This window comes from Campylobacterota bacterium, from assembly GCA_040752835.1.
In the GTDB taxonomy this organism is placed as follows: domain Bacteria; phylum Campylobacterota; class Campylobacteria; order Campylobacterales; family Sulfurimonadaceae; genus Sulfuricurvum.
In genome coordinates this window covers 1-25,182 of record JBFMGG010000003.1, presented here as the reverse complement: position 1 = coordinate 25,182, position 25,182 = coordinate 1, and the positions used below count along the sequence as shown (strand labels likewise).

16 protein-coding genes are annotated in these 25,182 nt (G+C 52.9%); 10 read left to right on the top strand and 6 right to left on the bottom strand.

Translation table 11 applies throughout. The annotated features are described in order from the left end of the window. Window positions 1–5: 5 nt before the first annotated feature. Genes AB1763_00340 through AB1763_00330 form a run of 3 tightly spaced genes read right to left on the bottom strand, consistent with a single transcriptional unit; the run spans window position 6 to window position 3,179 of the window. The gene (locus AB1763_00340; GenBank protein MEW5831269.1) at window positions 6–1,196 is read right to left on the bottom strand and encodes a sulfate adenylyltransferase; all 1,191 of its coding nucleotides are present in this window, start codon (window positions 1,194–1,196) and stop codon (window positions 6–8) included. Next, complete coding sequence (locus AB1763_00335; GenBank protein MEW5831268.1) at window positions 1,174–2,061, bottom strand: response regulator; 888 nt, start codon at window positions 2,059–2,061, stop codon at window positions 1,174–1,176. Before AB1763_00335 ends, AB1763_00340 begins: the two co-directional genes overlap by 23 nt. Then, entirely contained in the window at window positions 2,058–3,179 is a 1,122-nt protein-coding gene (locus AB1763_00330; protein ID MEW5831267.1) for a bifunctional 2-C-methyl-D-erythritol 4-phosphate cytidylyltransferase/2-C-methyl-D-erythritol 2,4-cyclodiphosphate synthase, read from the bottom strand. The genes AB1763_00335 and AB1763_00330 overlap by 4 nt, the downstream gene beginning before the upstream one ends. A 216-nt stretch (window positions 3,180–3,395) precedes the next feature. Here AB1763_00330 and thiC point away from each other — a divergent pair, with 216 nt between their 5' ends. The 3 genes from thiC (at window position 3,396) to AB1763_00315 (ending at window position 7,885) form a co-directional block, all read left to right on the top strand. Then, the gene (thiC, locus tag AB1763_00325) at window positions 3,396–4,769 is read left to right on the top strand and encodes a phosphomethylpyrimidine synthase ThiC (GenBank protein MEW5831266.1); all 1,374 of its coding nucleotides are present in this window, start codon (window positions 3,396–3,398) and stop codon (window positions 4,767–4,769) included. Window positions 4,770–4,796: 27 nt separating this feature from the next. After that, on the top strand, window positions 4,797–5,960 hold the full coding sequence (locus tag AB1763_00320; protein MEW5831265.1) for an Mrp/NBP35 family ATP-binding protein: 1,164 nt from the start codon (window positions 4,797–4,799) through the stop codon (window positions 5,958–5,960). Window positions 5,961–6,088: 128 nt separating this feature from the next. Further along, window positions 6,089–7,885 (top strand): GGDEF domain-containing protein, encoded by a 1,797-nt coding sequence (locus AB1763_00315; GenBank protein MEW5831264.1) that lies wholly within the window; start codon window positions 6,089–6,091, stop codon window positions 7,883–7,885. A 94-nt stretch (window positions 7,886–7,979) separates the two neighbouring features. Here the strand turns inward: AB1763_00315 and AB1763_00310 are convergent, their stop codons facing one another. The 3 genes from AB1763_00310 to AB1763_00300 all read right to left on the bottom strand — a co-directional run bounded on the left by AB1763_00310 (window position 7,980) and on the right by AB1763_00300 (window position 14,257). Further along, window positions 7,980–9,818 carry a GGDEF domain-containing protein gene (locus tag AB1763_00310; GenBank protein MEW5831263.1) on the bottom strand — a complete coding sequence of 613 codons (1,839 nt, stop codon included), beginning with the start codon at window positions 9,816–9,818 and terminating at the stop codon, window positions 7,980–7,982. A 113-nt stretch (window positions 9,819–9,931) separates the two neighbouring features. Then, window positions 9,932–11,746 (bottom strand): glutamine--fructose-6-phosphate transaminase (isomerizing), encoded by a 1,815-nt coding sequence (glmS, locus tag AB1763_00305; GenBank protein MEW5831262.1) that lies wholly within the window; start codon window positions 11,744–11,746, stop codon window positions 9,932–9,934. Window positions 11,747–11,749: 3 nt separating this feature from the next. Next, on the bottom strand, window positions 11,750–14,257 hold the full coding sequence (locus AB1763_00300; protein MEW5831261.1) for an HD domain-containing protein: 2,508 nt from the start codon (window positions 14,255–14,257) through the stop codon (window positions 11,750–11,752). Between the two features lie 98 nt (window positions 14,258–14,355). On the opposite strand from AB1763_00300, the gene mqnE reads away from it, so the two are divergent. The 7 genes from mqnE (at window position 14,356) to AB1763_00265 (ending at window position 24,928) form a co-directional block, all read left to right on the top strand. Continuing rightward, window positions 14,356–15,417 (top strand): aminofutalosine synthase MqnE, encoded by a 1,062-nt coding sequence (mqnE, locus tag AB1763_00295; GenBank protein MEW5831260.1) that lies wholly within the window; start codon window positions 14,356–14,358, stop codon window positions 15,415–15,417. Between the two features lie 67 nt (window positions 15,418–15,484). Next, window positions 15,485–19,159 (top strand): ATP-binding protein, encoded by a 3,675-nt coding sequence (locus tag AB1763_00290; protein ID MEW5831259.1) that lies wholly within the window; start codon window positions 15,485–15,487, stop codon window positions 19,157–19,159. Window positions 19,160–19,209: 50 nt separating this feature from the next. Then, the gene (locus AB1763_00285) at window positions 19,210–19,779 is read left to right on the top strand and encodes an aminodeoxychorismate/anthranilate synthase component II (protein ID MEW5831258.1); all 570 of its coding nucleotides are present in this window, start codon (window positions 19,210–19,212) and stop codon (window positions 19,777–19,779) included. Next, a complete protein-coding gene (locus tag AB1763_00280) occupies window positions 19,776–20,963 on the top strand; it encodes a hypothetical protein (GenBank protein ID MEW5831257.1) in 1,188 nt (395 codons plus the stop codon). The genes AB1763_00285 and AB1763_00280 overlap by 4 nt, the downstream gene beginning before the upstream one ends. 89 nt (window positions 20,964–21,052) lie before the next feature. Further along, window positions 21,053–22,369 (top strand): ATP citrate lyase citrate-binding domain-containing protein, encoded by a 1,317-nt coding sequence (locus tag AB1763_00275; GenBank protein MEW5831256.1) that lies wholly within the window; start codon window positions 21,053–21,055, stop codon window positions 22,367–22,369. A 10-nt stretch (window positions 22,370–22,379) separates the two neighbouring features. Further along, entirely contained in the window at window positions 22,380–24,197 is a 1,818-nt protein-coding gene (locus tag AB1763_00270) for a citrate/2-methylcitrate synthase (GenBank protein ID MEW5831255.1), read from the top strand. A gap of 110 nt (window positions 24,198–24,307) precedes the next feature. Then, on the top strand, window positions 24,308–24,928 hold the full coding sequence (locus AB1763_00265) for a type II secretion system protein (GenBank protein ID MEW5831254.1): 621 nt from the start codon (window positions 24,308–24,310) through the stop codon (window positions 24,926–24,928). Window positions 24,929–25,182 lie beyond the last annotated feature (254 nt).

The following is a 25,182-nucleotide window of genomic DNA, read 5'->3' as shown; positions in this document are numbered from 1 at the left end:
TCCTTTTAATTCAGCGACGTTGTCTGGTAAAGCCGCATCAGCTCGACGTAGAAATCTTTTTCGGTATGTTCTTCGAGCAGCCCGTTGACCGGCATGATGTCGTAATAAAGTTTGGCCAGGTTTTTGAACCGTCCCGGATAGAGCGACGCGACGATCATCGACGAGATCTCTTTGCGCACCAGCACGGCGGGAGGCAAAAGCCCCTGCTGCATCAGCTCGAGAATCGACTCGGAATGGTACGAAATATGGTGATGGTGGCCGTGGGGGCAGGTTTGGACGCTGACGAGCGTTTTGCACTGGTTGCAGTAGACGTATTCGCTCGAAACGCCCACTTCGATGTCGATGCCCACCAGCCGGTCGACGACCGATTTGTTGGCGTTGTGGTCGTAATACATCCCGATTCCCGCATGGTTCTGGCCGATCATGAGGCGGTCGCACCCGTAGTTTTTGGCAACGATCGCATCGAGGATCACTTCGTTGCACCCCGCGAAGATATAACTGCTCTCCAGCGGAATGACGACGACGCGACCGCGCGGGAGATAGTTATCGACGAAAAACTTCAGCGTTTCGTAGCGCAGATCGTAGCTGAGGTTCGCGTTGTTGTAGGGTTTGAGGAGGAAAATGATGATCATGTCCGTCCCCTCAAGAGTCTGGCGGATCAGCCGTTCATGGGCACGGTGAAGCGGATTGGCCGCCATGAACATCGCCGTCGCGTGCTGCGCGCCGATCTCGTTTTTGGCTTCGTCGATCATTGTTTGCAGCGCTTCCACGGGAGAGAGATCAATCGTATAATCGCCGCAAATGGCGTATTTCCCGAGACGTTTGTAGGTGGCGCTGACCCCGGGATGGGAGAGATCGTCGGTGCCGTAAATCTGCCGGAGACGCTCTTTGGGATCGATCTGGAACACTTCGTCCACGCACAGTTCGCCGACGACCGAGCCGTCGCATACGAGCTCGAGGAGTTCCCCTTTTTTGGCGCTGGTGAGAACCGTTTCGTTCACCCGCCCGCTGGGGGAGAGGATGAGGGGGAAGGGGAAGGTTTTCCCTTTGAACATGCCGCTGCTGAGGACCTCTTTGCTTTGCTCCTCGTTCATAAGGCGGTTGACGGGGTCGAGTTTTCCCGCCTTGAGCAGTGTCAGGGCCGAGACCGCTTCCTGGTCGATGTAGAGAGATCTATTTTTTCTTGACGATGCCATATTTCTTTCTCTTTTCCCATAGGCTTTTGCGCGAAATTCCCAGTTTCTTCGACAGCTCGGTGTCGGGGAACCGGTTTTGGAAATGGATCATGATGTATTTGACGTACTCTTCGATCGGAAGGATCTCTCCCTGGTCGAAGAGGTGGTTGTCGCTTTCGATCTCGATGACGCGGAAAGGGGGATGGTCGACCGGATCGGTACTGGCGATGATGCAGGAGCGTTCCTGTATCAGATCGTAAAACGCTTTGTGTTCGCTTTTTTTGAGGTTCTGAAAATCGGTGATGTAGAGGACCGAATCCTCCCCGATGGCGGCGATGTCACTGAATGCTTTGGCCGAAGAGAGGGAGATGAACTGGATCGGTTTGTCGTGATGGGCGGCGTAGCGGAACGCGAACGCGTCGGCGTATTTTTGGTAACTGCTGCAGATGAAAAGGGGGAGTTCGATTTTATCGAGATCTTCGTGGACGTTGATGGCGTTGAACGTATGGGTGAGATAGCGTTCGTACGTCTGGTTCTGGCGTTTGAGCCGTTCGTGCTGCTGGAAATGCTGGATTTTCCGGATCAGCTCTTCGATCATGAAGGGCTTGAGGATGTAGTCTTTGGCCCCCGCGGCGAGCGGCTTGGAAACCGTGTCGTTGCTGATGTAGCTGACCATCAGGATGACGACGGAATTTTTGTACGTCTCGATGACGGGATAGATGTCCTGCCCGCTGATGTTGGTCGACAAAAGGACAACGTCGTAGGGGACGCCGCGAAGCCCCTCTTTGACCGAACTGGTGATGTCGCAGTTGTGGTTCAGGTCGCTCAGTTTCGAAGCGATGCTTTGGGCGAGATAGATCTCATTTTCGATAATTAATACGTTCATCCGTTTTTCCAATCAAAATAGTGTACCGATGCTGTGGCCATGACGGCGACGCCTTCTTTGCGCCCGACAAACCCCAGATGCTCCGTGGTCGTCGCTTTGACGTTGACCCATGCAGGAGGGAGAAGCATTAATGATGCCAAAGTTTGGCGCATTGCCTCTTTGTAGGGTGCAAGTTTCGGAGTTTGGGCGATGATCGTCACATCGGCGTGCAGAATGACAAACCCGAAACGGTGAAGTTTCGCGACGCATTCGCGCAAAAGTTCTTTGGAGTCGATATTTTTGTAGGTGTCGTCGGTATCGGGGAAAAGCATCCCGATGTCGCCCAGGCATGCCGCACCCAGCAGCGCGTCGATCAGGGCATGGATCGCGACGTCGCCGTCGCTGTGCGCTTTGAAACCGAAAGGGGAATCGATGCGGACCCCGCCGAGCATCATCGGTTTGCCCTCTTCGAAACCGTGGACATCAAACCCGTTGCCCGTAAAGACGGCCGAAGAGGGGGGAGGGAGACATTCTCCCGCCGCGAGGTCGGAGACATGGGTGATTTTGGCCGCCGATTCATCCCCTGCGACAAAACGGCGCGTACCTCCGGCAGCGACGATCGCGCTGCTGTCATCGGTATATTCGATGTCGCTTTGCAACGCATGCCGCAATACTTCGGTACGGGAGAGCTGGGGCGTCTGGATGCGTTTTACCCGGTCTCGCTCGATCGTTTCGCCGCCGTAGACGACCGTATCGACGACATCGAGCGCCGGTACGATGCAGTCGGCTTCTTCTTTTGCGTCGAGCAGCCGCCCGATGAGCGAGGGGTCGATGCAGGAGCGGGCGATGTCGCTGACCATGACGTAAGGGGTATCAACATGCTCGAGGGCGTTTTTGAGCGATTGCTGGCGGGTTGCTCCTCCCCCGATGAGGGTGAAATCGCACATGGAGCGCATGAATGGGATCTCTTCGGGATGGGCGGCGATGAGTATCCTGACACCCGGCAGGGATTCTTTGATACGGTTGGTAACATGAAGCCACAGCGGATCGTGCCCGATTCGAAGCCACTGTTTTTTTACGGCAATTTTGAAACGGCTCGAGTTGCCCGCGGCAAGAAAAATCAGGGTCAAATCAGACAAATTGTATCCTATTTGAAAAACTGTTACGAAATTATACACTCAAAAAGCTTTTTTTTATCTTGTTTGTGTTAAATTCTAGAAGAATCAAGGGTGCGAAGAGAGGCTCTTTTCCTAAACCATCTTGAAATTTTTAACATACATTCAAACTGATACGCCCCTTTTAGGGGGTCTTATTTATAAGTCCGAAACAGCTTTGAGAAATGCAAGGAGCACACGATGAGAAGCGCATGGGTCGCCAAAAGAGAAAACGATGCCGTCCGTACTCAGATGTATTATGCCAAACAGGGCATCATTACCGAAGAGATGGCGTACGTTGCCAAAATAGAAGATTTAGACCCCGAACTGGTCCGCTCCGAAGTAGCCCGCGGCCGGATGATCATCCCCGCCAACGTCAACCATACCAACCTCGAGCCGATGGCGATCGGAATCGCCGCACGCTGCAAGATCAATGCCAACATCGGTTCCTCCGCGATCGCCAGCGACGTGCAGGGGGAGATCGAGAAGATCCAGGTTTCCCAGCACTATAAAGCCGATACCGCAATGGACCTCTCGACCGGCGGCGATCTGGATGAGATCCGCAAAGCGGTCATCGCCAATTCCAAAATTCCCATCGGAACCGTCCCCATCTACCAGATCCTCCACGACGTGAATAACAAAATCGAGGATCTCACCATCGAAAAAATGCTCGAAGTCCTGGAACGCCAGGCGCAGCAGGGGGTGAGCTATTTCACGATCCACGCCGGATTCCTCCTTGAGACGATGCCCAAGGTTGCCAAACGGAAAATGGGGATCGTCAGCCGCGGCGGATCGCTGATGGCGGCATGGATGATGCACTACCACCGCGAGAACCCGTTTTATACGGCGTACGATGAGATTCTCGACATCTGCGCCCGCTACGACGTCTCTTTGTCGCTGGGCGATTCCCTCCGCCCGGGTTGTCTGGCCGACGCTTCGGACGAAGCGCAGCTGGGCGAGCTGAAGGTACTGGGTGAACTGACGCTGCGGGCGTGGGAGAAAAACGTCCAGGTGATGATCGAAGGGCCGGGGCATGTCCCCCTCAACCAGATCGAGCGGAACATGAAAATCCAGCGCGAATACTGTCACGAGGCACCGTTCTATATTCTGGGGCCGCTCGTGACCGATATTGCGGCGGGGTATGACCATATCAGTTCGGCCATCGGTGCGGCGGTCGGCGGATGGCACGGGGCGTCGATGCTTTGTTACGTCACCCCCAAAGAGCATCTGGGGTTGCCGAACGCCGAAGACGTCCGGGCGGGGATCATCGCCTACAAAATCGCGGCCCACGCAGCCGATATCGCCCGGGGACGCAAAGGGGCGCGTGACATTGACGACGCGATGAGCGACGCGCGTTACGCGTTTGACTGGAACCGTCAGTTCGAACTCGCCCTCGACCCCGAACGCGCCCGTGAATATCACGATGAAACGCTTCCTCAGGACGTATTCAAGGAAGCGGAATTCTGCTCCATGTGCGGACCGAAATTCTGTTCGTACAAGATTACGCAGAACATCATGGAAAACGCCGATGCAATCGCCCAGATTGCGGCCGAAGTCAAAGCCAACGCAAGCTAAGTACAAAATTCACTAAGGAGAAATTTTATGACGGAAGAAATTGTCAAATCAGCGTTAAGCAAAGTCACTTATCCGGGATTTACGAAAGACATCGTAACGTTCGGATTCGTCAAAGAGATCAAATGTGAGGGGAGCAATGTCAGCGTTACCGTCGACATCACCTCCAGCGCCCCCGAAGTGGCGCACCAGATCACCGCGGAAGCGACCGATGAACTCAAACGCGCCGGCGCCGCGGAGGTCGTGATCAACATCACGGCTCCGAAAATGCCGCGCGAAAGCTCATCCAAAGGGAAGAACATCGCTCCCCAGGTGAAAAATTTCATCATGGTCAGCTCCGGCAAAGGGGGCGTCGGCAAATCGACGACGTCGGTCAACCTCGCCGTCGCTTTGGCCATGCAAGGGAAAAAAGTAGGTCTTTTGGACGCCGATATCTACGGGCCGAATATCCCCCGTATGCTCGGTGTTGAAGGGGTAAAACCCGAAGTGGTCGGAAACAAAGTATTGCCGATCAAAGCATACGGAATCGAGATGATGTCGATGGGCTCACTGATGGAAGAGGGGCAGTCGCTGATCTGGCGCGGCGCGATGATCATGAAAGCGATCGAGCAGTTCCTGCGCGACATCATGTGGTCGGATCTGGATTGTCTGGTCATCGACATGCCTCCGGGGACCGGGGATGCGCAGCTGACCCTGGCGCAGAGCGTTCCGGTGACCGTCGGTGTGACCGTGACGACGCCGCAGATGGTATCGCTGGACGATTCGCGCCGCTCTTTGGATATGTTCAAGAAACTCCATATCCCCATCGCGGGCGTCGTAGAGAACATGAGCGGTTTCATCGCTCCCGACACCGGTGTCGAGTACGACATTTTCGGAAAAGGGACCTCCAAGGCGATGGCCGATCAGTTCGAGACCTGTATCCTCGCCGAAATCCCGATCGAACCCGCGATCCGCACCGGGGGTGATGAAGGGAAACCGGTCACCTATTACGCTCCTGCTTCCGAGACGGCAAAACGCTACATGAAAGCAGCCGAGCAGCTCTGGGCAACGATCGAGAAGATCAACGAAGAGGGAGGCGTCGACAATCAGGCGATTCAGCCCAATACCCCTCCGGGCGTATCGGCCTGTTCGACGGCTGCGGCTCCGCAGCAGAGTTCGGGCGGCGGCTGCGGCACCGGATGCGGTTGTCATTAACGAATTTTCCCCATTTCGGGTTGAAAGAGCCGCTTCTTTCAACCTTTCCTTCCTCTTAATCTTTTTTTTTAGTATAATCAAAACTATTTAATGTCCTGACGACGATACGCGTGAGCTTGCGGGGAAGAATGAAAAACACGAAGACATTTTGGACGTTGGCGCTGAGCATAGGGGGGATGATTGCCCTCGTCGGTGCCGCAACGCTTCTACTATTCCGGTACCTGGGGTACGAAGGGGCCGATGCGCGGGCGCAGATGAGCGCCGAACTGGTCAGAGAATCACTGACGTCGCACATGAAGGCGGGAAGTGCCGATTACCAGAATGAACTGCTGGAGCAGATCGCATCGATCGAAGGGGTCCGTTCGGCATGGGTCGTTCGCGGGGAGAGCATCGTCCGACAGTACGGTAAAGGGCTGCATCCGCAGGAGTCCAAAGACGAAATCGACCGGATGGTTCTGCGGGAAGGGAAACCCTATCATGACATCACCGGAACGCTTTTCTCCGATACCCTCTATCGCCTGAGCATTCCCTATGTCGCCCGCGAAAACGGAAAAATCGACTGCATGAGCTGTCATGAAGCCAAAAACGGCGAAATCCTCGGTGTCGTCTCGATCGAGATGGAGATAAACGACATCAAGGGTTCAGGAATCCTTGCGGCCGTCGCCGCATCGGGGATGCTTTTGATCCTCGGTGCCCTGACACTGCGCAACGTCCGCCGTTTCGTCGCGTCGTACAAAGAACCGCTGGAGCAGATCGCCGAGGCGATGGAAAAAGCCGAGGGGGGAGATTACGGTCATCGGATCGAAGCCCCCGAAAGCAAAGACGGCTACAATGCGGTGATGTGGACGAACGCGATCCTTGAAAAACTGGATACGACGCTAAACGAAAGCGGTGAAAAAATCGGTGCGATGATACGGATCGATCAGCCCAAAAACGATCCGCTCTACACCCTTCATGTTGGGATAAACCAGCTCCACGACATCGACCGTTTCCGCGCATCGATCGAAAAAGACGGCAATCTCGAAGAGGTGTATGAACGCCTGGTCGCCCTGATCCGGATGCGGTGGGGACTGAACGATTTCAATCTCTTCGAGATGAACCCGATGACCAAATACACCCGTCTGGTACACAGTGAAAAAACCCTGCTGTGCGACGCACTCAACAGCGGCTGCCGTGCGGACCGGACGTCGGGAATCATCGATTCGACCGAATGCGAAGCGGCATGCCCGAAAATGATCGATCCCGCCGCACAGTACGCATGCCGCAGCTACCCCGTTGCCGACGATCTGGACATCGTGATTTCGATCGTTACGCAGGATGTGCGAGAAGTTCCGAAAATCCGTTCGGTTCTGGAACAACTGGGCAACTACATCAGTGCCTCACGGTTGCAGATCATCAATAAAAAACTCGAAGAGAGCGTTCGGATCGATTCGCTGAGCGGGCTGTACAACCGCAAATTCCTCGAAGAATTCGCCGCCCTGATCGTCGCGCAGTCCAAACGTACCGCCATCCCCTATGGGGTGCTCATCGTCGATATGGACGGGTTCCACTCCATCAACCAGGCATACGACCTCCAGGTAGGGAACGAAGTGATCAAGGCAATCGGGCGCAATATCCAGGATTTGACCCGTCCGGGGGATATGGTGATCCGTTACGGGGTCGACACGTTCGCCGTCGTTTTGTACGATTACGAACACGACGAAACCGAGCAGGTCGCCGAAGCGATCCGTGCTTCGTTCAAAAAGAAAATCCGCGTCAATACCTACGCGATTCTCAAAACCGTGAGCATCGGCATGGCTTTATTCCCGGCCCAGACGGGCGACATGAAAGAAGCGATCGAACTGGCCAAGAGGGCACTTCTCGAAGCAAAACACCGCGGCGGCAACTGCGTAGTGGCGTTTGATCCCAAATCGATGCCGCTCTAGCAGCGGCTTTTTGGCGATTTAAAAGTACGGCGTGCTCCCCTAATCGTTTACGTCGCTTTTTGTTCAGTGCCCGCATGCCGGGCGTAGAGAGATTTTAGTATTTGTCCCCGCCGCTGAACATGTGTTCCTCGAACGTAATGATGCGGTTGCGGCCCGTATTTTTGGCTTCGTACAATGCCAGGTCGGCAAATTTGATTGCTTTCCAGATCGAATCGGCATGGGAGGGGAAGTACGAGATCCCGATACTGAGCGTTTTTTGTACCGTATCGTTTCCGAAAAAGAATTTCTGCTCGTTGAACCGCGTGCGGATTTTTTCGGCGATTCCCAGCGTCCCCTCATCGGTCGCGTTGTGGAGCAGGACGAGGAATTCCTCTCCGCCGTAACGGATCGCCAGATCCGATTTGCGGATGTTTTCCTGCAAAATGCCCGAGAGGGTCTTGATGACGTTATCGCCGGCATCGTGGCCGTAGGTGTCGTTGACCATTTTAAAATAGTCGACGTCGATCATCAGGATGGAATACGAAATATTCGCACGCAGCGCCTGTTCGGCGCTTTTGTCGATAAACTCTTCGAGGAAGCGTCGGTTATAAAGCCCCGTCGCGCCGTCGCGGAGGGAAGAGTCGCGCAGTTTGTCCATCAGTGTACGGCTTTCGATGACCGCTTTGGCCGCTTCGAAATAGTTTTTGATGCTCGGAATCGAAAGGTTCATCACTTCGATCGCCTCGGCGTCTTGGGCCGAATACGAGAGTATCAGCGAAAGGTCGTCGTTGATGTTGAACGGGATGCACGAGTACTCCTTCCCATCGGCGCAGTTGTTGCAGATGTTCGGGAACTCGGTCGAATAAACGTCACTTGCCGTCCGGTAGGCACGGCATTCGAGGGCATTGATGTCCGCTACGGGGATACAGAAGCTTTTCGAATCGGTGATGTAGATCAGTTTGCGCTCTTTGGACATTTTGTCGACTTCGTAGAGGGCGAAATGGTCGAAATGGAATTTCTCTTTCAAAACGTAGACGAAACGTTCGTAAATGGCCTCTTTGTCCTTGTCCAGCTCGATCGTTTTCTTGAATTTGTAAACGTCCGAGAGCTCCTGGATGATGGTCCCTGTCGTGTTGAGCGGATCGGAGCACGCGATGCTCGAGCGGGCGACGAAGGTGTTGAGGTTATGCTTGATCCCCTCGAAGGTCTCTTCGATTTTTTCGAAGAGGGTGTTCATCTGTTCGGCGACTTCGCTTCCGGCATCTTTGAGGGTGGTTTTGAAACGGAACGAGAAATCGCCCGTCCGCGCCCGTTTGATCCCCTGCTGGAGGTTTTCGAAGAGTTGCATGTAGGGTTTGAAATAGTGGTTGGTGACCCACAGCGCGATGATGATGAACACGACGTTGATCGCAAAAATCTTCGCGATCGTCATCGCCCCGGTCTGACGGATTTCGTTGATGTTGAATTCCATACTGATGGCCCCAAGGACGTCCCCTTCCTGGACATTGTGGCAGGTAAGACAGTTGGGATTGCCGTAGGCGGTCGCGATGTAGGGAATCGTAACGCGCAAAACGGCGTTTTTGGAGTCTTCGCGGATTTCACGGATGATTGTCCCCTCTTTGAGAACTTTGTTGTCGATCGCATCGCGGGGGCGCTCGTTTTGCATCCCCTCGCCGTATTGTTTGACGACTTTGTCGGCCCGGACGATCCACAGCGCCTGGACGTCTTTGATGTTGGCGATGTTGGCGAGGAAAAAATCGCGTTTGTCCATCATGCCGTTGACCATGTGCGCGGTGAGGCCGTCGCGGACGATTTCGGCCGTCATTTTCGATTTTTCGACGGCATTGTTGTAGCCATATTCCCTGAAGTTCAAGGCGACGTTGGTGATGGTGGCGAGGGCAAGCCCCATGAGCATGAGTGCGACGATCAATAAAATTTTGCGGTTTGTATTCATTCGGTCCGTTGCCTTGAGGGGGATTGACGTTTTAGAAAAAATTATATGTAATGAGAGTATCTAAAATTATTTTAAATTATTTTGAAACGGGAAGGGGCGGAGGACGTTACGGCTTATTCGACCGTAACGCTTTTGGCAAGATTGCGCGGCATATCGACGTCGTTGCCCAGACGGATTGCGATCTCCATCGACAAGAGCTGCAAGACGACCATCATCTCGAAAAATTCGAGCATGTAATCGTCGTGTGCCCGGGTGCGGATGTGGTCGTCGGCTTTGTCGAAATCGAGCGGACTGATCGAACAGATCGTCGAATCGCGCGCACTGAGCTCTTCGATGTTGCTTTTGGTCTTGTCGTAGAGTTTGTGCTGCGGCAGCAGGGCGATCGTGAAAAGTTCGGGGTCCGCCAGCGCGATGGGGCCGTGTTTCATCTCCCCGCTGGGGTATCCTTCGGCGTGCAGATAGCTGATCTCTTTGAGCTTCAGCGCCCCTTCCAGCGCAAGCGGATAGAACACGTCGCGGCCGATAAAGAAGAACCCGTGACCGTGGAGGTAGCGTTTGCTCAGACGGCGCAGCTGCTCGTGGGTGGAAGGATCGACGGCAACGGTGGAGGGGAGGGTGCGCAAAAGCTGTATCTGGCGCTGGATTTCGGCATTTGGAAGCGTTTTGCGCGTTTCTCCGAGGTAGAGACTGAGCATCCACAAGACGCTCACCTGCGTCGCGAAGGCCTTGGTCGAGGCAACCCCTTTTTCGATCCCCGCACGGGTCAGGATGCTTGCGTCGGCGAGACGGACCATCGAGGAGTTGTCGACGTTACAGACGACCATGGTTTTAAGCCCCGACTTTTTGGCCATCTTGAGGCTCTCTAAGGTGTCGGCCGTTTCACCGCTTTGGCTGATGACGACGAAAAGGGTGTCAGTCGTCAGGAAAGGTTCTCGGTAGCGGAATTCGCTCGCGATTTCGACCGACGTACGGATGTGGGCGTGGCGTTCGAAAAGATAACTGGCCACGAGAGCGGCATGGTAACTCGTTCCGCAGGCGCAGAGTTTGATTTCGTTGATCCCTTCGAACAACGAGGGATCGATCTCTTCGAAATAGACGCTCGCATCACGCAGGCGCCCCATCAGGGTATCGGCCAAAACGGTACTTTGCTCGTAGATCTCTTTTTCCATAAAAAAGCGGTACCCTTCTTTCTGGGCGGAGAGCTTGTTGTCGCTGAGAGGGACGTAACGCAAAGCGACTTCGCGGTCCTGCGCGTCGTAGAGGGCCACTTTCTCACTCGACGCGTATCCGTAATGGCCGTCTTCGAGGTAGATCACTTCGCTGCATTTGCCGATCAACGCGGCGTCGGACGATCCGAAGAGCACGTCGTTTTCCGTGTTGCGTCCGATAATCATCGGAGAGCCGTGTTTGGCAAAAAAGATCGTGTCGGGTATCGAACCGTTGACGAGGAGTACGGCATAGGCCCCCTCGAGTCTCGCGAGGGTCTGCCGGAACGCTTCGAAAGGGGATTCCGCCGTTTTGAGGTGATGTTCGAACAGATGGACGATCACTTCGGTATCGGTCTGGCTGAGGAACTGTGCCCCTTGCGCGGTGAGCATCGCTTTGAGTTCCTGGTAGTTTTCGATGATGCCGTTGTGGACGACGTAGGAGTTTTGACCCAGATGGGGGTGGGCGTTGAGCTCGGTCGGTTTGCCGTGGGTAGCCCAGCGGGTATGTCCGATTCCGACCGAGAAACCCTCACTCTCGAACTCTTTGGCTTTTTCCTCGAGGTTGATCAGTTTGCCCACCGCTTTGAAGAGAGAAAAACCTCCCTGCTGCAGTACGGCGATACCGGCGGAGTCGTATCCACGGTACTCCAGTTCCCGAAGCCCGTCGATCAGTATTTTCTTAACCGGTTTAGCCCCGATATATCCTACGATACCGCACATTCACTACTCTCCTACCAATTTGGCAATTATTTCGCGCGCATTATCGCACATCCTGTTTTGTTTTTCTATTAAGAAGTGGTCGCGGGCGACGTTTTTGTTCGTATGGATCTTGGCGGTGGCGATGTTGATGTCGGCTTCGTCGAAAAGTCGCACGAAATAGGCCAGCAGTCCCCGCTGGTTCGCCGTGGTCAGATTGAGCTGGGCGTAGTGGATCGAATGGTCGCAGTCGAGGGTGATTTCGCCCGGTTTGATGTGCGGTTTGGGCAGCTCGATCGTCTTGGACATATCAAATGCCTCGTGGACGATCCTCTCGACCTCCTCTAGGGTCCCTTCCCGGGGATGCTGCAAGAATTCGATCTTGAAATATTTGATGCCGTCGAACAGGGTGAAAATATCCATCGAGGCGACGTCGAGGTAGCTCAGCTTGCCCAGCAGGTATCCCAGATTCAGCGGAATTTTGCGGAAAATATGGATCACAAGCCCCCCGTTTTGTTCGAGGCGGTAGGTAAAATCGCCGCACCCGAACGCCTGTTTCGAGACCGAAAGGATTTCATGGGGAGCGTGCTTGAGGAAGAAAAGATCCGATTCGATGGAGAGGATCTTTTTCTGTTCGATTTTCGAAAAGGTTCCGAATTCGGGGTCGTTGACCAGTTTTTTTTCCTTGTTGCGCCGCTTCAGCGCATCGCTGATCCGGTCGTTTTGGGATGCGATTTCCAGCGAGGCTTCGTAGAGCTCGTGCAGAAGGTTCGCGCCGAAGCTGGTGTAAGTTCCCGGTCCTACACCGTTAATGTCGGCATAGGTGAGGATGTAGAGGAGCGTCAGGTTGTCGGTGGTTTTGATTTTCGACATGAACTGATAGAGGGTCTTTTCGTGATAGAGGTTTTCGCGGTAGGCGACGTGGCTCATCAGGACGTGGTGGCGTACCAGCAGCGCAGCCCTTTCGAACTGGTGGGAAGCGAGTTTGAGGTTTTTGATAAAAGGGACGATCAGTTTCGCGCCCACTTCGCTGTGGTCTTGTTTGCGGCCTTTGCCCGTGTCGTGGAGCAGAATGATCGCTTTGAGCAGTACCCTGTCCGCGGAGGGAAGCTGCGCGTACAGCGTTTGGACGTGCGGGTCGGCGATGGTTTCGAGCGCTTCGATGCACTTGATCGAATGGAGATCCACCGGATAGTGATGATATCCGTCGAACTGGGGGAGGTGGAGCACTTTTTTGAACGCCCCGATGAGCTGGTGGAGGATCCCCGCATCGTAAAAAAGCTGCAACGGGGCATAGAGGTGCTCCCTCTCGAAAATTTTGCGCAGCAGGGCGTAGGTTTTCGAGCGGAGAGGATGGGAAATCGGAACGTAGGTAAAATGGAACAGCACGCTCGCATCAAACGTCCAGGGACGGTCTTCGAGTCCGCTGAGCATTTCCAGCAGTGTATGGATCGGTGGCGTCGGCATCCGGTAAGAGGCGTAGAGGACACCGTCGAACGCATAAAATCCTTTTTGAATCCGTCCCTCCCGCAATTTTGCAAACGTGATCGCATCGTGCTGATAGGGACGGGCCATTTTTTTAACGTAGATGCGGGTGAAATTGTTGATCCGCCATTGCGCTTCGAGGAGTTTCGTCACCAGCCGCCGTTCGTCCGCGAAGCCGAGCATTTCGGCGATGCGGGGCATGTAATCGAGGACGAGCTGGTCTTGCTGTTTGCCGCTGAGGAGGTGCAGGGCGCTGCGGACGCGGAACAAAAGTTCCAGCGCGATACGGTACTCGCGGTACTGTTCTTCGCTGAAAAGGGTCCCGGAGAGCTCTTTGAGCGTCGTGACGCCGTAGAGGGTTTTGGCAATCCAGAACAGCAGCTGCGAATCGCGCAGCCCCCCGACGCCCTCTTTGATGTGCGGCTGCATCGAGGAGGGGAATTTTTTACGGCGCAGCTCCGCTTCTTCGATTTTGGCGAGGATGAAGGCCTTTGGATTGTCGTGGCGGATCGCGGTCAGACGGTTTTGTACGGCGCTCCAGGTAAAGGGGGAACCGATGATGAGCCGCGATTCCATCATCGCCGTTTTGATCGTAATGTCTTCGCGCGACGCTCCCAGCAGATCGCCGACTTCATGGACGCGGTGCCCGAGTTTCAACCCTGCGTCCCAGGCAAGATAGAGAAATTTTTCGATGATGGCGGCGGTGTTGTAGCCGTCGTTTTTTTCGTATACGATCATCAGGTCGATGTCGCTGTGAACGCACAGCTGCTCCCGCCCGTAACTCCCCAGCGCGACGAAAACGATCGGGATGTTGCTGCGCATGGGAAGATAGTTCCCGAACAGCCGCCGCAGGACGGTTTTGTACATCAGGCCGATGATCGAATCGAGGGTTTTGGTGTGGGTGACGAGGAAATCTTTCCCCTGATTGCGTTCGAAAAGTTCGCCGAGCGAATTTTTGTAGTTGTGTATATGGGCTTTGAAGAGCTTCGAAATCTCGAAGTCGCTGGCTTTTTTTTCGATGAGGTCTTCGATCTGGACGGTGATGCTCATGGTCGTTACGCTTTTTTGAAAATATTGTAACCGATTATTGTCGTTTTTCTTTCGGTATAATGCGCGAAAAATATACAACAATAAAGAATGCGGCGATGATGGAACTGATCGAAAAAGTAAAACGGCACGAAAGGCTCACCCTCGAAGAAGGGGTGGCATTGTACGACCTGGATCTCTTTACTCTGGGCGAACTTGCCGACGAGCGGCGCAAAGCGCTCCATGACCGCCGTACGTTTTTCAATATCAACCGCCACATCAACCCCACGAACATCTGCAAGGACGTCTGCAAATTCTGCGCCTACAGCGCAAGCCGTAAAAACCCCAATCCCTACACGATGAGCCACGAAGAGATCCTCGCCATTACCGACGACATCGTGGGGCGGGGGATTCGCGAAGTCCACATCGTATCGGCGCACAATCCCGATACGGGGCTGGAATGGTACCTGGACGTTTTCCGCAAGATCAAGGAACGCCATCCGCAGCTCCACGTCAAAGCCCTGACGGCCGCGGAAGTCCATTTCCTCGCGGAAGAGTACGGCAAAAGTTACGATGAGATTCTGGACCTGATGATCCAAAACGGGGTCGATTCGATGCCCGGGGGCGGCGCCGAGATTTTCGATGAAGGGGTACGCGATTACATCTGCAAAGGGAAAGTCAATTCCGCGCAATGGCTTGAAATCCACCGGAAATGGCATGAACGGGGGATGAAAAGCAATGTTACCATGCTCTTCGGACACGTCGAAACGCGAGCCCACCGGATCGACCACATCCTCCGGATCCGGGATCTCCAGGATACGACGGTAGGGTTCAACTGTTTTATTCCGCTGGTTTACCAAAGCGAAAACAATTATCTCAACGTCAAAGAGTTCATTACGGCGCACGAGATTCTCAAAACGTACGCCATCAGCCGTATTCTTCTCGACAACGTTCCGAATCTCAAAGCCTACTGGGTCACTTCGACGGTGAATCTCGCTCTCGTCGCCCAGGAATTCGGGGCCAACGATCTTGACGGGACGATCGAACGCGAGTCGATCAATTCCGCCGCGGGTGCCAAAAGCGCCAACGGCATCGACCTCGAAGAGTTCGTCGGACTGATCAAAAACAGCGGTTTCGTTCCGGTCGAGCGCGACAGCGTCTACAACGTGATCAAAGAGTGGTGAACCCGCGGCGCGGATTTAGCCGCGGCACAGTAGAATAACCCTAAGCGATCCTAAGCAAGGACAAACCATGTTCACTCTGTTCAAGCGCCGTTTATACGCCTATCTTGCAATCTACCTTCTCATTATGGGGGTTGTAACGCTCGTGCTTGCCAGCCGCCATCAGACGCTGACGGGGAATTACATCAGCGCCAGCGTCCGGGAATTCGACCAGCGGATCGAAAGTTACCGGACGATGCAGCAGAAAATGATCGATAACTATCAGCAGATGTTTCTCAGTTCCCCCCGGATCGGGCGGATCATGGAGCGCTCTGCCGACGCCGATGCGGCAGAACAGGCGCTGTTGCGCCGTGAACTTTTGGAACTTTCCGCCAAACCCTTCGATACCCTCCAAGAATACGATGTCCGGTTGCTGTTTTTCCATCTTCCCGGTGCCGTCGGCTTTTTGCGGGTGCATGAACCGGATAAATTCGGAGACTCCCTGGCCAAAAGCCGCCCTCTGATCGTTCATGCGCAAGAGACAAAGCAAAAAATTTCGGCCTTTGAAACGGGCAAACTCTTCGACGGATTTCGCACCGTCTACCCCCTTTTTCGGGATCGAAAATTTGTCGGAACGGTTGAAATCGCCTACACGTTTTCGGCTCTGAAAGAACAGGCCATCCATCAAAAACGGGGCGCATATACCTTTTTGATTAAACGGGACATCCAGGAAACAAAAGCGAAACAAAGCGATCTGAAACGCCACTACGTCCCATCCCTATTCGGTGACGAATATCTCGAAGACCGCAAAGATACTCTGTTAATCGGTGCCGAAGGGTTTGATAAAGGGGAGATCGCAGCCCTGATCGGCTCCAACGGCGATCTCATACGCAAAGCGCTCGCCCGCGGGACGTTGCAGGGGATCAAACTGTACCATGAGGGAAAATACTCGCTTCTGATTCTCAAACCCGTTTACGAATTTAACGGTAATCAGGCCGCCTATATGGTCGAGCTGACCGGCAATCATGCGTTTTTCGAAGACCGTATTCGCGAGTTCATTCTGTTGTGGCTGGGAATCGCGGTACTGTCGGCCCTGTTGATGTGGTATGTGTTCCGGTACCACCGTTCTACCGTTTTTCTCGAGCAGTATCGCGACGCGATCGAAAAAACGATGATCGTTTCGCGTACCGATCCCCGAGGGATCATCACGTACGTCAACGACCGTTTCGCGGAGGTGAGCGGATACCGTGAAAGCGAGCTGATGAACCGCTCACACAACATCATCCGCCATCCCGATACCCCTTCGGCGTTGTTCAAAGAGCTTTGGCAAACAATCAAAGCGGGAAAAATCTGGAAAGGGGAGATTAAAAACCGGACCAAAGCGGGGGAAGCGTATTACGTCAAAAGTACCATTTACCCCCTCGTCGACGAAAACGGCCAGATCGTCGAATACATCGGTCTGCGCGAAGACGTGACCGAACTGGTTGAAGCGGCCAAAAAACTCGAAGACGAAAAACGGCGTTTCGATACCATTTTCCAGCATCAGAAAAGCATCGTCGTTTTTACCGGGAAAGAGGGGGGGATCGAAATGGTCAACCGCCGCTTTTTCGACTATTTCGATTTTCCGGACCTGAACGCTTTCCTGGCGCAGCACCAATGTGTATGCGAAATGTTTCTGGAGCGAAAAGGGTACATATCGGCTCCTTCGTTCGAAGAATTCTTCGAACGTCTCGCCGAGAGTTCCGAAGAGTTTCGAAAAGTGCTGGTACGGGACAAGCGGGGGGAGGAACGGATTCTCGCGGTGGAGTTTGCAGCGATTTCCCTGACCGAAAAAGAATACATCATCTTTTCCTATCACGACATCACCGAACTCGACGAGACGCTTCAGCGCGAAGAACAACTCCGCTTCCAGGCTCAGCGCAGCGAAGCGGCCAAGATGGAGTTCCTGGCAAACATGAGCCATGAGATTCGGACCCCGCTTAACGGAATTATGGGTTTTGCTAAATTGCTCGAAAACGCTCCCCTGGCCGAAGAACACCATCGCCAGGCCAGAATTATTTCCGAACAGAGCAAAACCCTATTGGGGATTATTAACGATATCCTCGACCTTTCCAAGATCGAAAGCGGGCATCTCGAACTTGAAAAAGTGCTGATCAATCCGTTTGTCGAATTCGAGATGGCCTTTTCCCTCTTCGCCCCAGTGGCGCAGGAAAAAGGGATTGACTACAGCGTCGCGCTGGATAGCCGAATCAGCGAATGTATCGGCCTTGACAGCCTTCGGATCAAACAGGTGATGGGGAATCTGATTTCCAATGCGCTGAAATTTACCCCTGCGGGAGGAAAAATCAGGGTTGAAATCGAACGGATCGGCCAAGGTGAAAATCCCGATAGGCTCCGTTTCAGCGTTACCGATACGGGGATCGGCATCGCGCCCGAAAAAGTGGCCAGCATCTTTTCGCCGTTCATTCAAGAAGACAGTTCCACCACGCGGCAGTTCGGTGGGACCGGGCTTGGCCTTAGCATCAGTTCGAAGCTCGTTTCCCTTTTCGGAGGGGAGTTGAAAGTCGAAAGCGAAAAAGGGAAAGGGAGCCGTTTTTGGTTCGAAATCGACGTGATGGAGTGCGACCGGGGATCGGTGCTGGCGCTGAACCTTGAAAACACGAAAATCGGGGTGATGGATTCCGATTCGCCCAGCCACCCCCACGTAATCAGTCAGCTCGAGTCGTTCGGAATCGATTACACCCGCTGCGACGGTAAAGTACTGGAAGCGGTCGCCCGGATGGATCGTCGATGCGACGTGCTGATTGCGTTTGACGAAGAGATCGTACAGAACGTTCTACGCGATTTGCCGAGGCAGGTCGGACGGATCGTGCTGATCGGCGAAGCTGCGGACGCTTATCCCGAAACCGTTCACGTGATCCCCGATTATGAGCGTTGCCCTTCCAAACTCTACAATACGCTCCTCTCCGCCGGTGTAGAGGGGATTTCTTTCGGTACCGCCGATACCCTGCACAAACAGTGGCCGGAAAAGCGGGTATTGGTGGCCGAAGATTATGACGTTAACCGGATGCTGATCGAAGCGCTACTCAAGCTCCACGGGATCGAACCCGATTTTGTCGACAACGGCAAAGATGCGGTCGAGAAAGTTCGTACTGCTGCGTACGATCTGGTGCTCATGGACGTCAACATGCCCGAAATGGACGGGATGGAAGCGACCCGCCTAATCCGTCGGCAAAACCGCGAAGTTCCGATCGTAGCACTCACCGCCAACGCCCTTGGCGGCGATCGCGAACGCTTCTTGGAAGCGGGGATGAACGAACATCTGACCAAACCGATCGATGCGGACGATCTTGCGTTGACGCTCGAACGGTTTTTGGGAGAGGGCGATTCGGGTACCCTCCCGCTCGCCGAAGCGGGGAAAAAAGAGGATATTTATGCCGGCGCACTGGAGTTTCTCAAACTCCCAAAAGAGATCATTGTGAAACTTTTCGATGCGTTTTGTTCCAGCGTACCGGGAAGACTCGATGCGTTGGAACAAGCGGTCGCACGCGACGATCTCAAAGAGATCGAAGCCCAGGCCCACGCGATCAAAGGGGCCGCGGCCAATCTCCACCTGGGGACCATACGCGATCTGGCGTCGCGGCTCGAAAAAAGCTCGCACGAGGGTATCCCTTTGGAGTATGCGATGATTATCGCAGAAATGCGTGCCGATTTCGAGAGGGTACACCGTCTCCACGCGCAAATGCAAACCCAAAAGGGCGTATAAGCCATGACAGGATACAATGGCCGTTACGATTGCCCGCACAGGATGACCAGATGATTTTAATGATTGACAATTACGACAGTTTTACCTACAACATCGTCCAGTACTGCCTGGAACTGGGTGCGGATCTGAAAATTATCCGGAACGACGAACTGAGCGTCGAGGAGATCGAGGCGCTGAAGCCCGAAAAGATCATTATCTCTCCCGGCCCCGCTACGCCCGACGACGCGGGGGTGACCCTCGACGTGATCCGCCGTTTTGCCGATAAGGTTCCCATTCTGGGAATCTGTCTGGGCCACCAGAGTATCGCCCAAGCCTTCGGCGGAGAGGTTGTCCGCGCGGAGCGGATGATGCACGGTAAAACGTCCAAGGTGGTGCGGGAGGGGGATACCCCCATTTTCAACAAACTCCCCGAAATGTTCACCGCGACGCGTTACCACTCGCTGATCGTCAAAAAAGAGACGCTTCCCGAAACGATCGTACCGACGGCGTACAGCGAAGACGACCATGAGATTATGGCGTTGCAAATTAAAGACAAACCCATTTACGGAGTTCAGTTCCATCCCGAATCGATCATGAGCGAATATGGGCACGAGATCATCGACAACTTTTTGAAACTATGAAAACCAAAGCCCTTTTTGCCGCGCTGATCGGGATCGACCTGATCTTGCTTCTGGCACAGATTCCGGGGCTTTCAATCGGTTATCACGAAGCCAAAATCGTCTACGGCGCTCCCTCCCCCTTACAGTACTGGCTGAATCTTTCATTTGCTCTTGCGGGTTACAACGACTGGACATTGCGCCTGCCCATGATTGCACTGCATCTGCTGTCGGTAGTGTTACTCTACCGGATCGCCCGATATTACGTCGTCCGCGACTCCGACCGGTTGTGGATCGTTTTGATCTACGTGTTGCTGCCGGGAGTGATCAGCTCCGCGTTGATCGTCGACAATGCGGGGTTGGTGATCGCTTCGCTTTTCTTGTTCGGGTATCTTTATCTCCGGTTCGGCTTCTACGCATTGGGGATGCTGCCGGTTCTCGTATGGATTGACCCGGCATTCGCCTATTTGTTTGTCGCGATTGTCGTATTCGGGCTTTCCCGTCGCGACGTGCGCTGGAGTCTCGCGGGGATCGGGGCATTGGCGGTTTCGTTCTATTTGTACGGTACGGGAATCGGCGGAACGCCCGAAAGCCGCTTCCTGGACCTGCTGGGCGTCTATTCGGCCGTCTTTTCGCCCATCGTGTTCGTCTATCTTTTTTACGTCCTCTATCGCCGTTTGATCGCCAAAGAGCGGGATCTGATCTGGATGATTGCGATGAGCGCATTTTTGATATCGCTTCTCCTCTCTTTCCGTCAAAAAGTGGACGTACAGAGTTTCGCGCCGTTTTTGCTCCTGGCACTTCCGATGGCGGCGCAGACGTTCTTCAAAACCTATCGTGTCCGGTTGCGTGAATTTCGCGGACGGTATCGTCTTTTGTTTTACACCGCTTTTTCATTGCTGGTCCTCAACGCGCTCGTCGTTTTTTTCAACCAGTGGATCTATCCGGCGCTCGAGAAACCGAGCCGCCATTTCGCCTACCCGATGCACGTGGCCAAAGAACTTGCCGCAAGTCTCAAACACCGCGGCATTGCGTGCGTTGAGACAAGTGACGAGAAGTTACAACTGCGTCTGCGTTTTTACGGAATAACTCAGTGCGATACGTATCGTCTGACGGAGACCCCGCAAGGCGGATCGGATAAAGTTACAATAAGTTACAAAAATACACCGGTGTTTGTCGGATATGTTACCAAAGTAAACAAAAAATAGCTTTGTCGTACGAAAAGAGCCGTTTTCTGCCGATGAAATAGACTCCCGGGTGATATAATGCTCCTAAATAGATTTTCGAAGGAGTTGCAATGGCTCAAAGAGCGATTCGTGAATACGACGGTAAAGCAATTTTCTCTAAACACTGGGAGAAATACTTCAGCGGTTTTCACTACGGTTTCAAATCGGTAATGGTAACCAGCGGTGATGAACTGCGTGCAAAAGCACAGGAACACGGTTTTGAATGGCTCAAACAAGAGCCGCTTGTCGCAAAACCCGATATGCTGTTCGGTAAACGCGGTAAAAACAACCTGGTTCTTTTCAAAACGAACAAACCGGGTGACGTTACGCTCGACGATGCCGCAAAATGGATCGACGAGAAAATGTCTCACGACGTTACGTTGCTTTCGGGACAACATGGCCGTCTGACCCATTTTATCGTAGAGCCGTTCACTCCGCACACTCAGGAACAGGAATACTACATCTCCGCTACTACGGTCGGTGAAGACGATGTTCTGTACATGTCTGCCGAAGGCGGTATGGAAGTCGAAGAGAACTGGGACAAAGTTGTCGAGGTCAAAATCCCCATTACAATGTGCGATGCCGACATGGAACATGCCGTTCGCGCCAACATCCCTTCCGATATCCCGGCCGGCAACAAAGAGGCGTTTGCTTCGTTCGCGATTCAGTTTTTCAAATTCTATCGCGACCTCAACTTCGCGTACCTTGAAATCAACCCGATCGTAATGCTTGCCAACAACGAAATGGCGATTCTCGACCTGGTTGCCCGTCTGGATGACACTGCGGGATTCATGATGGGCGACGCGTGGTGCGATGCCGAATACCCTACGGCTTTCGGAATGGAAGATCAGTCTCCCGAAGAAAAAGCGATTGCCGAAGCGGACTCAAAATCGGGCGCTTCACTGAAGCTGACCGTCCTTAACCCGATGGGGCGCATCTGGACGATGGTCGCCGGGGGCGGGGCATCGGTCGTTTACGCCGACACCATCGCCGACTTGTCGGGCAACGTCGCCGATCTTGCCAACTACGGTGAGTATTCGGGCGGACCGACAACGGGCGAAACCAAATTCTATGCCGATACGGTCCTCGACCTGATGACCCGTCACAAAGACCCCAAAGGGCGTGACAAAATTCTCATCATCGGCGGTGCGATCGCAAACTTTACCGATGTTGCGAAAACGTTTACCGGGATTATCCAGTCGTTCGAAACGTACGCCGAGCGGATGAAAGAACACAACACGCGTATCTACGTTCGTCGCGGCGGGCCGAACTACGAAAAAGGTCTTAAAGACATTAAAGAAGCGGCAGACCGCCTCGGACTGTATATCGAAGTATACGGACCGGAAACACACGTAACCGACATCGTGCGCATGGCGCTTGAGAAGTAAGGAGAAAAAGATGGGTGCTCTATTTACCAAAGATACACAAGCGATTTTTTGGAACAACAACGCAAGCGCGATCCAGCGTATGCTCGATTATGACTATGTCATCAACCGTGCCAAACCTTCCGTAGCGGCAATCGTCGCTCCGACGTCGGGAAACAAATTCGAGAAGTTTTTCTATGGTCCCGAAGAGATCATGGTACCCGTATTCCGGAACACCAAAGATGCGGCGGCGGCGTTCCCGAACGCAGACGTTCTCCTCAACTTCGCGTCGTTCCGTACGGCGTATGACGTGACAATGGAAGCGCTCGAACTCAAAGGGCAGTTCAAAACGATCATGGTTACCGCAGAAGGTATCCCTGAGCGTATGGCGCGCAAAATGAACGTAGCGGCGCGTGAAGCCGGCGTTATCGTTATCGGACCGGCAACGGTCGGCGGTATCGCTCCGGGCGCATTCAAAATCGCGAACGTCGGCGGAACGATCGAAAACATCATTAACTCGAAACTTCACCGTGCCGGTTCGTGCGGACTCGTAACCCGCTCGGGCGGTCTGTTCAACGAACTTTCCAATATCATCAGCATTAACGCTGACGGTATTGCCGAGGGTGTAGCGATCGGTGGTGACCGTTTCGTCGGATCGGTATTCATCGACAACCTCCTTCGCATGGAGAACAACCCGCAGGTCAAATACATGGTTCTGCTCGGGGAAGTCGGTGGAACCGAAGAGTATAAAGTAATCGACGCGGTTAAATCGGGCAAAATCAAAAAACCGATCATCGCATGGTGTATCGGTACGATCGCGAAACATTTCAGCTCAGGTGTTCAATTCGGTCACGCGGGTGCTTCGGCAAACGCGGATGCGGAAACGGCAGCAGCGAAAAACGAAGCGATGGCGGCAGCAGGTATCTATGTTCCTGCAAGCTTCAATGATCTTCCGCACAAAATTGCCGAAGTATACGGAAAACTTCGCGCAGAGGGTGTTATCGGTGAAATTGCAGAGCCTGAACTTCGTACCGTACCGAAAGTACGCCGTAAAAAAGAGTTCATTTGTACGATCAGCGATGACCGTGGAGATGAAGCAACCTATGCAGGTTATCCGATCAGTGCGGTTGCAACTCCGGATACCGGATTCGGTATCGGTGATGTTATCTCACTTCTTTGGTTCAAAAAACGTTACCCTAAATGGGCAACCGATTATCTTGAAACCGTTCTTAAAACGGTTGCGGATCACGGTCCGGCAGTTTCGGGTGCGCACAATGCCAAAGTTACCGCTCGTGCGGGCAAAGACGTTATCAGTTCTCTCGTAACGGGACTTTTGACAATCGGACCGCGTTTCGGCGGAGCGATTGACGATGCGGCGAAATATTTCAAATACGCGAATGACCGTGGTATGTCTCCGGCTGAGTTTATCGATTACATGAAAAAAGAGGGGAAAACGATCTCCGGTATCGGTCACCGTATCAAATCGGTTCGTAACCCTGACCTTCGTGTATCGGGACTCAAAAAATACGCCGCCGAGCATTTCCCAAGCACTCCGTTGCTTGATTTTGCCCTCGAAGTTGAGAAATTGACGACGTCGAAAAAAGATAACCTTATCTTGAACGTTGACGGTACTATCGGTATCTTGATGGTTGATATGTGGCGTGCACTCGGATACTCTGAAGACGAGATTGACGGATTCATCGAAGCGGGTGCATTGAATGCCTTCTTTGTTGTCGGTCGCTCTATCGGGTTTATCGGTCACATCTTGGATGAAAAACGTCTCGGTATGCCGATGTATCGTCACCCAACCGACGATATCCTTTACAACGTCGAACTTGCAGACGAAATCTAAACTTCTCTTTTTCCCCCGCTAAGGCGGGGCCATCCCTTTTTATACTTTCTTTTCTCTATTCTTTTGTTATAATCATCTTTTATCGAATTTAGTTTTTAAAGGTTTTAGTGATGAAACGTTCTGCTTTTACCCTGCTTGAACTTGTGTTTGTTATTATAGTGATAGGGATTTTGGCGGTACTTGCAATGCCGAACATGAGAACCAGCCCGCTTCAGCAAGCGGCAGAGCAAGTTGCTTCACACATTCGATATACACAACATCTTGCGATGAGCGATGATAAATTTGATGATACCAATTCAACATGGTTTGCATCGAATTGGCAAATTTGGTTTCGCATTAGTGGAGGGAAATATTATTATGAAGTCTTTAGTGATCGAGATCAAGAAACTAATTCTGATGCGAATGAAGAAGCGATAGACCCACTAACAAAGAGAAATTTAGGTAATGGGGATGTCGGGGTTGGATTGCCAAGCAATCAGGATGTCAGCATTACTGAAAAATATAGAATTGTTGCATTGGATTTTTCTCCAAACTGTAGAATTGGTCAAGGAGGAAAAATTGCATTTGATCATTTCGGAAGACCCTATGGCGATGTCTCCTATAATCCGAACGATCCATATTTTAAATATCTTACACAACCGTGCATTTTTGAAATGGAACATGAAAGTGATGGAAATGCCACGATTACCATTCAGCCTGAAACGGGTTATGTATCGGTCAGATACAATTAAAAATACGTTTTTTCCATTTTTTTTGAATTTCTTTTGAAAACCTCTTGACATTGTTTATATTTTCCCCTATAATTCCCGTCCACAAACGCTGATAGGCCTTGAGTTAAGGCTTAGAGTTTGAGTTTGCGATCATTGAAAACTAAGCAGGGATGGCGGTTGAGCGGTGCTCGACTGACATTTCTAAATGTCAATACAATACATATAACCGTCTATTACTTATTACTAAGTAGTAGATACTTTTTACATAGAAGCCA

Coding starts and splice junctions, on each gene's coding strand:
- AB1763_00340 (MEW5831269.1), bottom strand. CDS start 1,196: ATGGCATCGTCAAGAAAAAATAGATCTCTCTACATCGACCAGGAAGCG.
- AB1763_00335 (MEW5831268.1), bottom strand. CDS start 2,061: ATGAACGTATTAATTATCGAAAATGAGATCTATCTCGCCCAAAGCATC.
- thiC (MEW5831266.1), top strand. CDS start 3,396: ATGAGAAGCGCATGGGTCGCCAAAAGAGAAAACGATGCCGTCCGTACT.
- AB1763_00320 (MEW5831265.1), top strand. CDS start 4,797: ATGACGGAAGAAATTGTCAAATCAGCGTTAAGCAAAGTCACTTATCCG.
- AB1763_00315 (MEW5831264.1), top strand. CDS start 6,089: ATGAAAAACACGAAGACATTTTGGACGTTGGCGCTGAGCATAGGGGGG.
- AB1763_00310 (MEW5831263.1), bottom strand. CDS start 9,818: ATGAATACAAACCGCAAAATTTTATTGATCGTCGCACTCATGCTCATG.
- glmS (MEW5831262.1), bottom strand. CDS start 11,746: ATGTGCGGTATCGTAGGATATATCGGGGCTAAACCGGTTAAGAAAATA.
- AB1763_00300 (MEW5831261.1), bottom strand. CDS start 14,257: ATGAGCATCACCGTCCAGATCGAAGACCTCATCGAAAAAAAAGCCAGC.
- mqnE (MEW5831260.1), top strand. CDS start 14,356: ATGGAACTGATCGAAAAAGTAAAACGGCACGAAAGGCTCACCCTCGAA.
- AB1763_00290 (MEW5831259.1), top strand. CDS start 15,485: ATGTTCACTCTGTTCAAGCGCCGTTTATACGCCTATCTTGCAATCTAC.
- AB1763_00285 (MEW5831258.1), top strand. CDS start 19,210: ATGATTTTAATGATTGACAATTACGACAGTTTTACCTACAACATCGTC.
- AB1763_00280 (MEW5831257.1), top strand. CDS start 19,776: ATGAAAACCAAAGCCCTTTTTGCCGCGCTGATCGGGATCGACCTGATC.
- AB1763_00275 (MEW5831256.1), top strand. CDS start 21,053: ATGGCTCAAAGAGCGATTCGTGAATACGACGGTAAAGCAATTTTCTCT.
- AB1763_00270 (MEW5831255.1), top strand. CDS start 22,380: ATGGGTGCTCTATTTACCAAAGATACACAAGCGATTTTTTGGAACAAC.
- AB1763_00265 (MEW5831254.1), top strand. CDS start 24,308: ATGAAACGTTCTGCTTTTACCCTGCTTGAACTTGTGTTTGTTATTATA.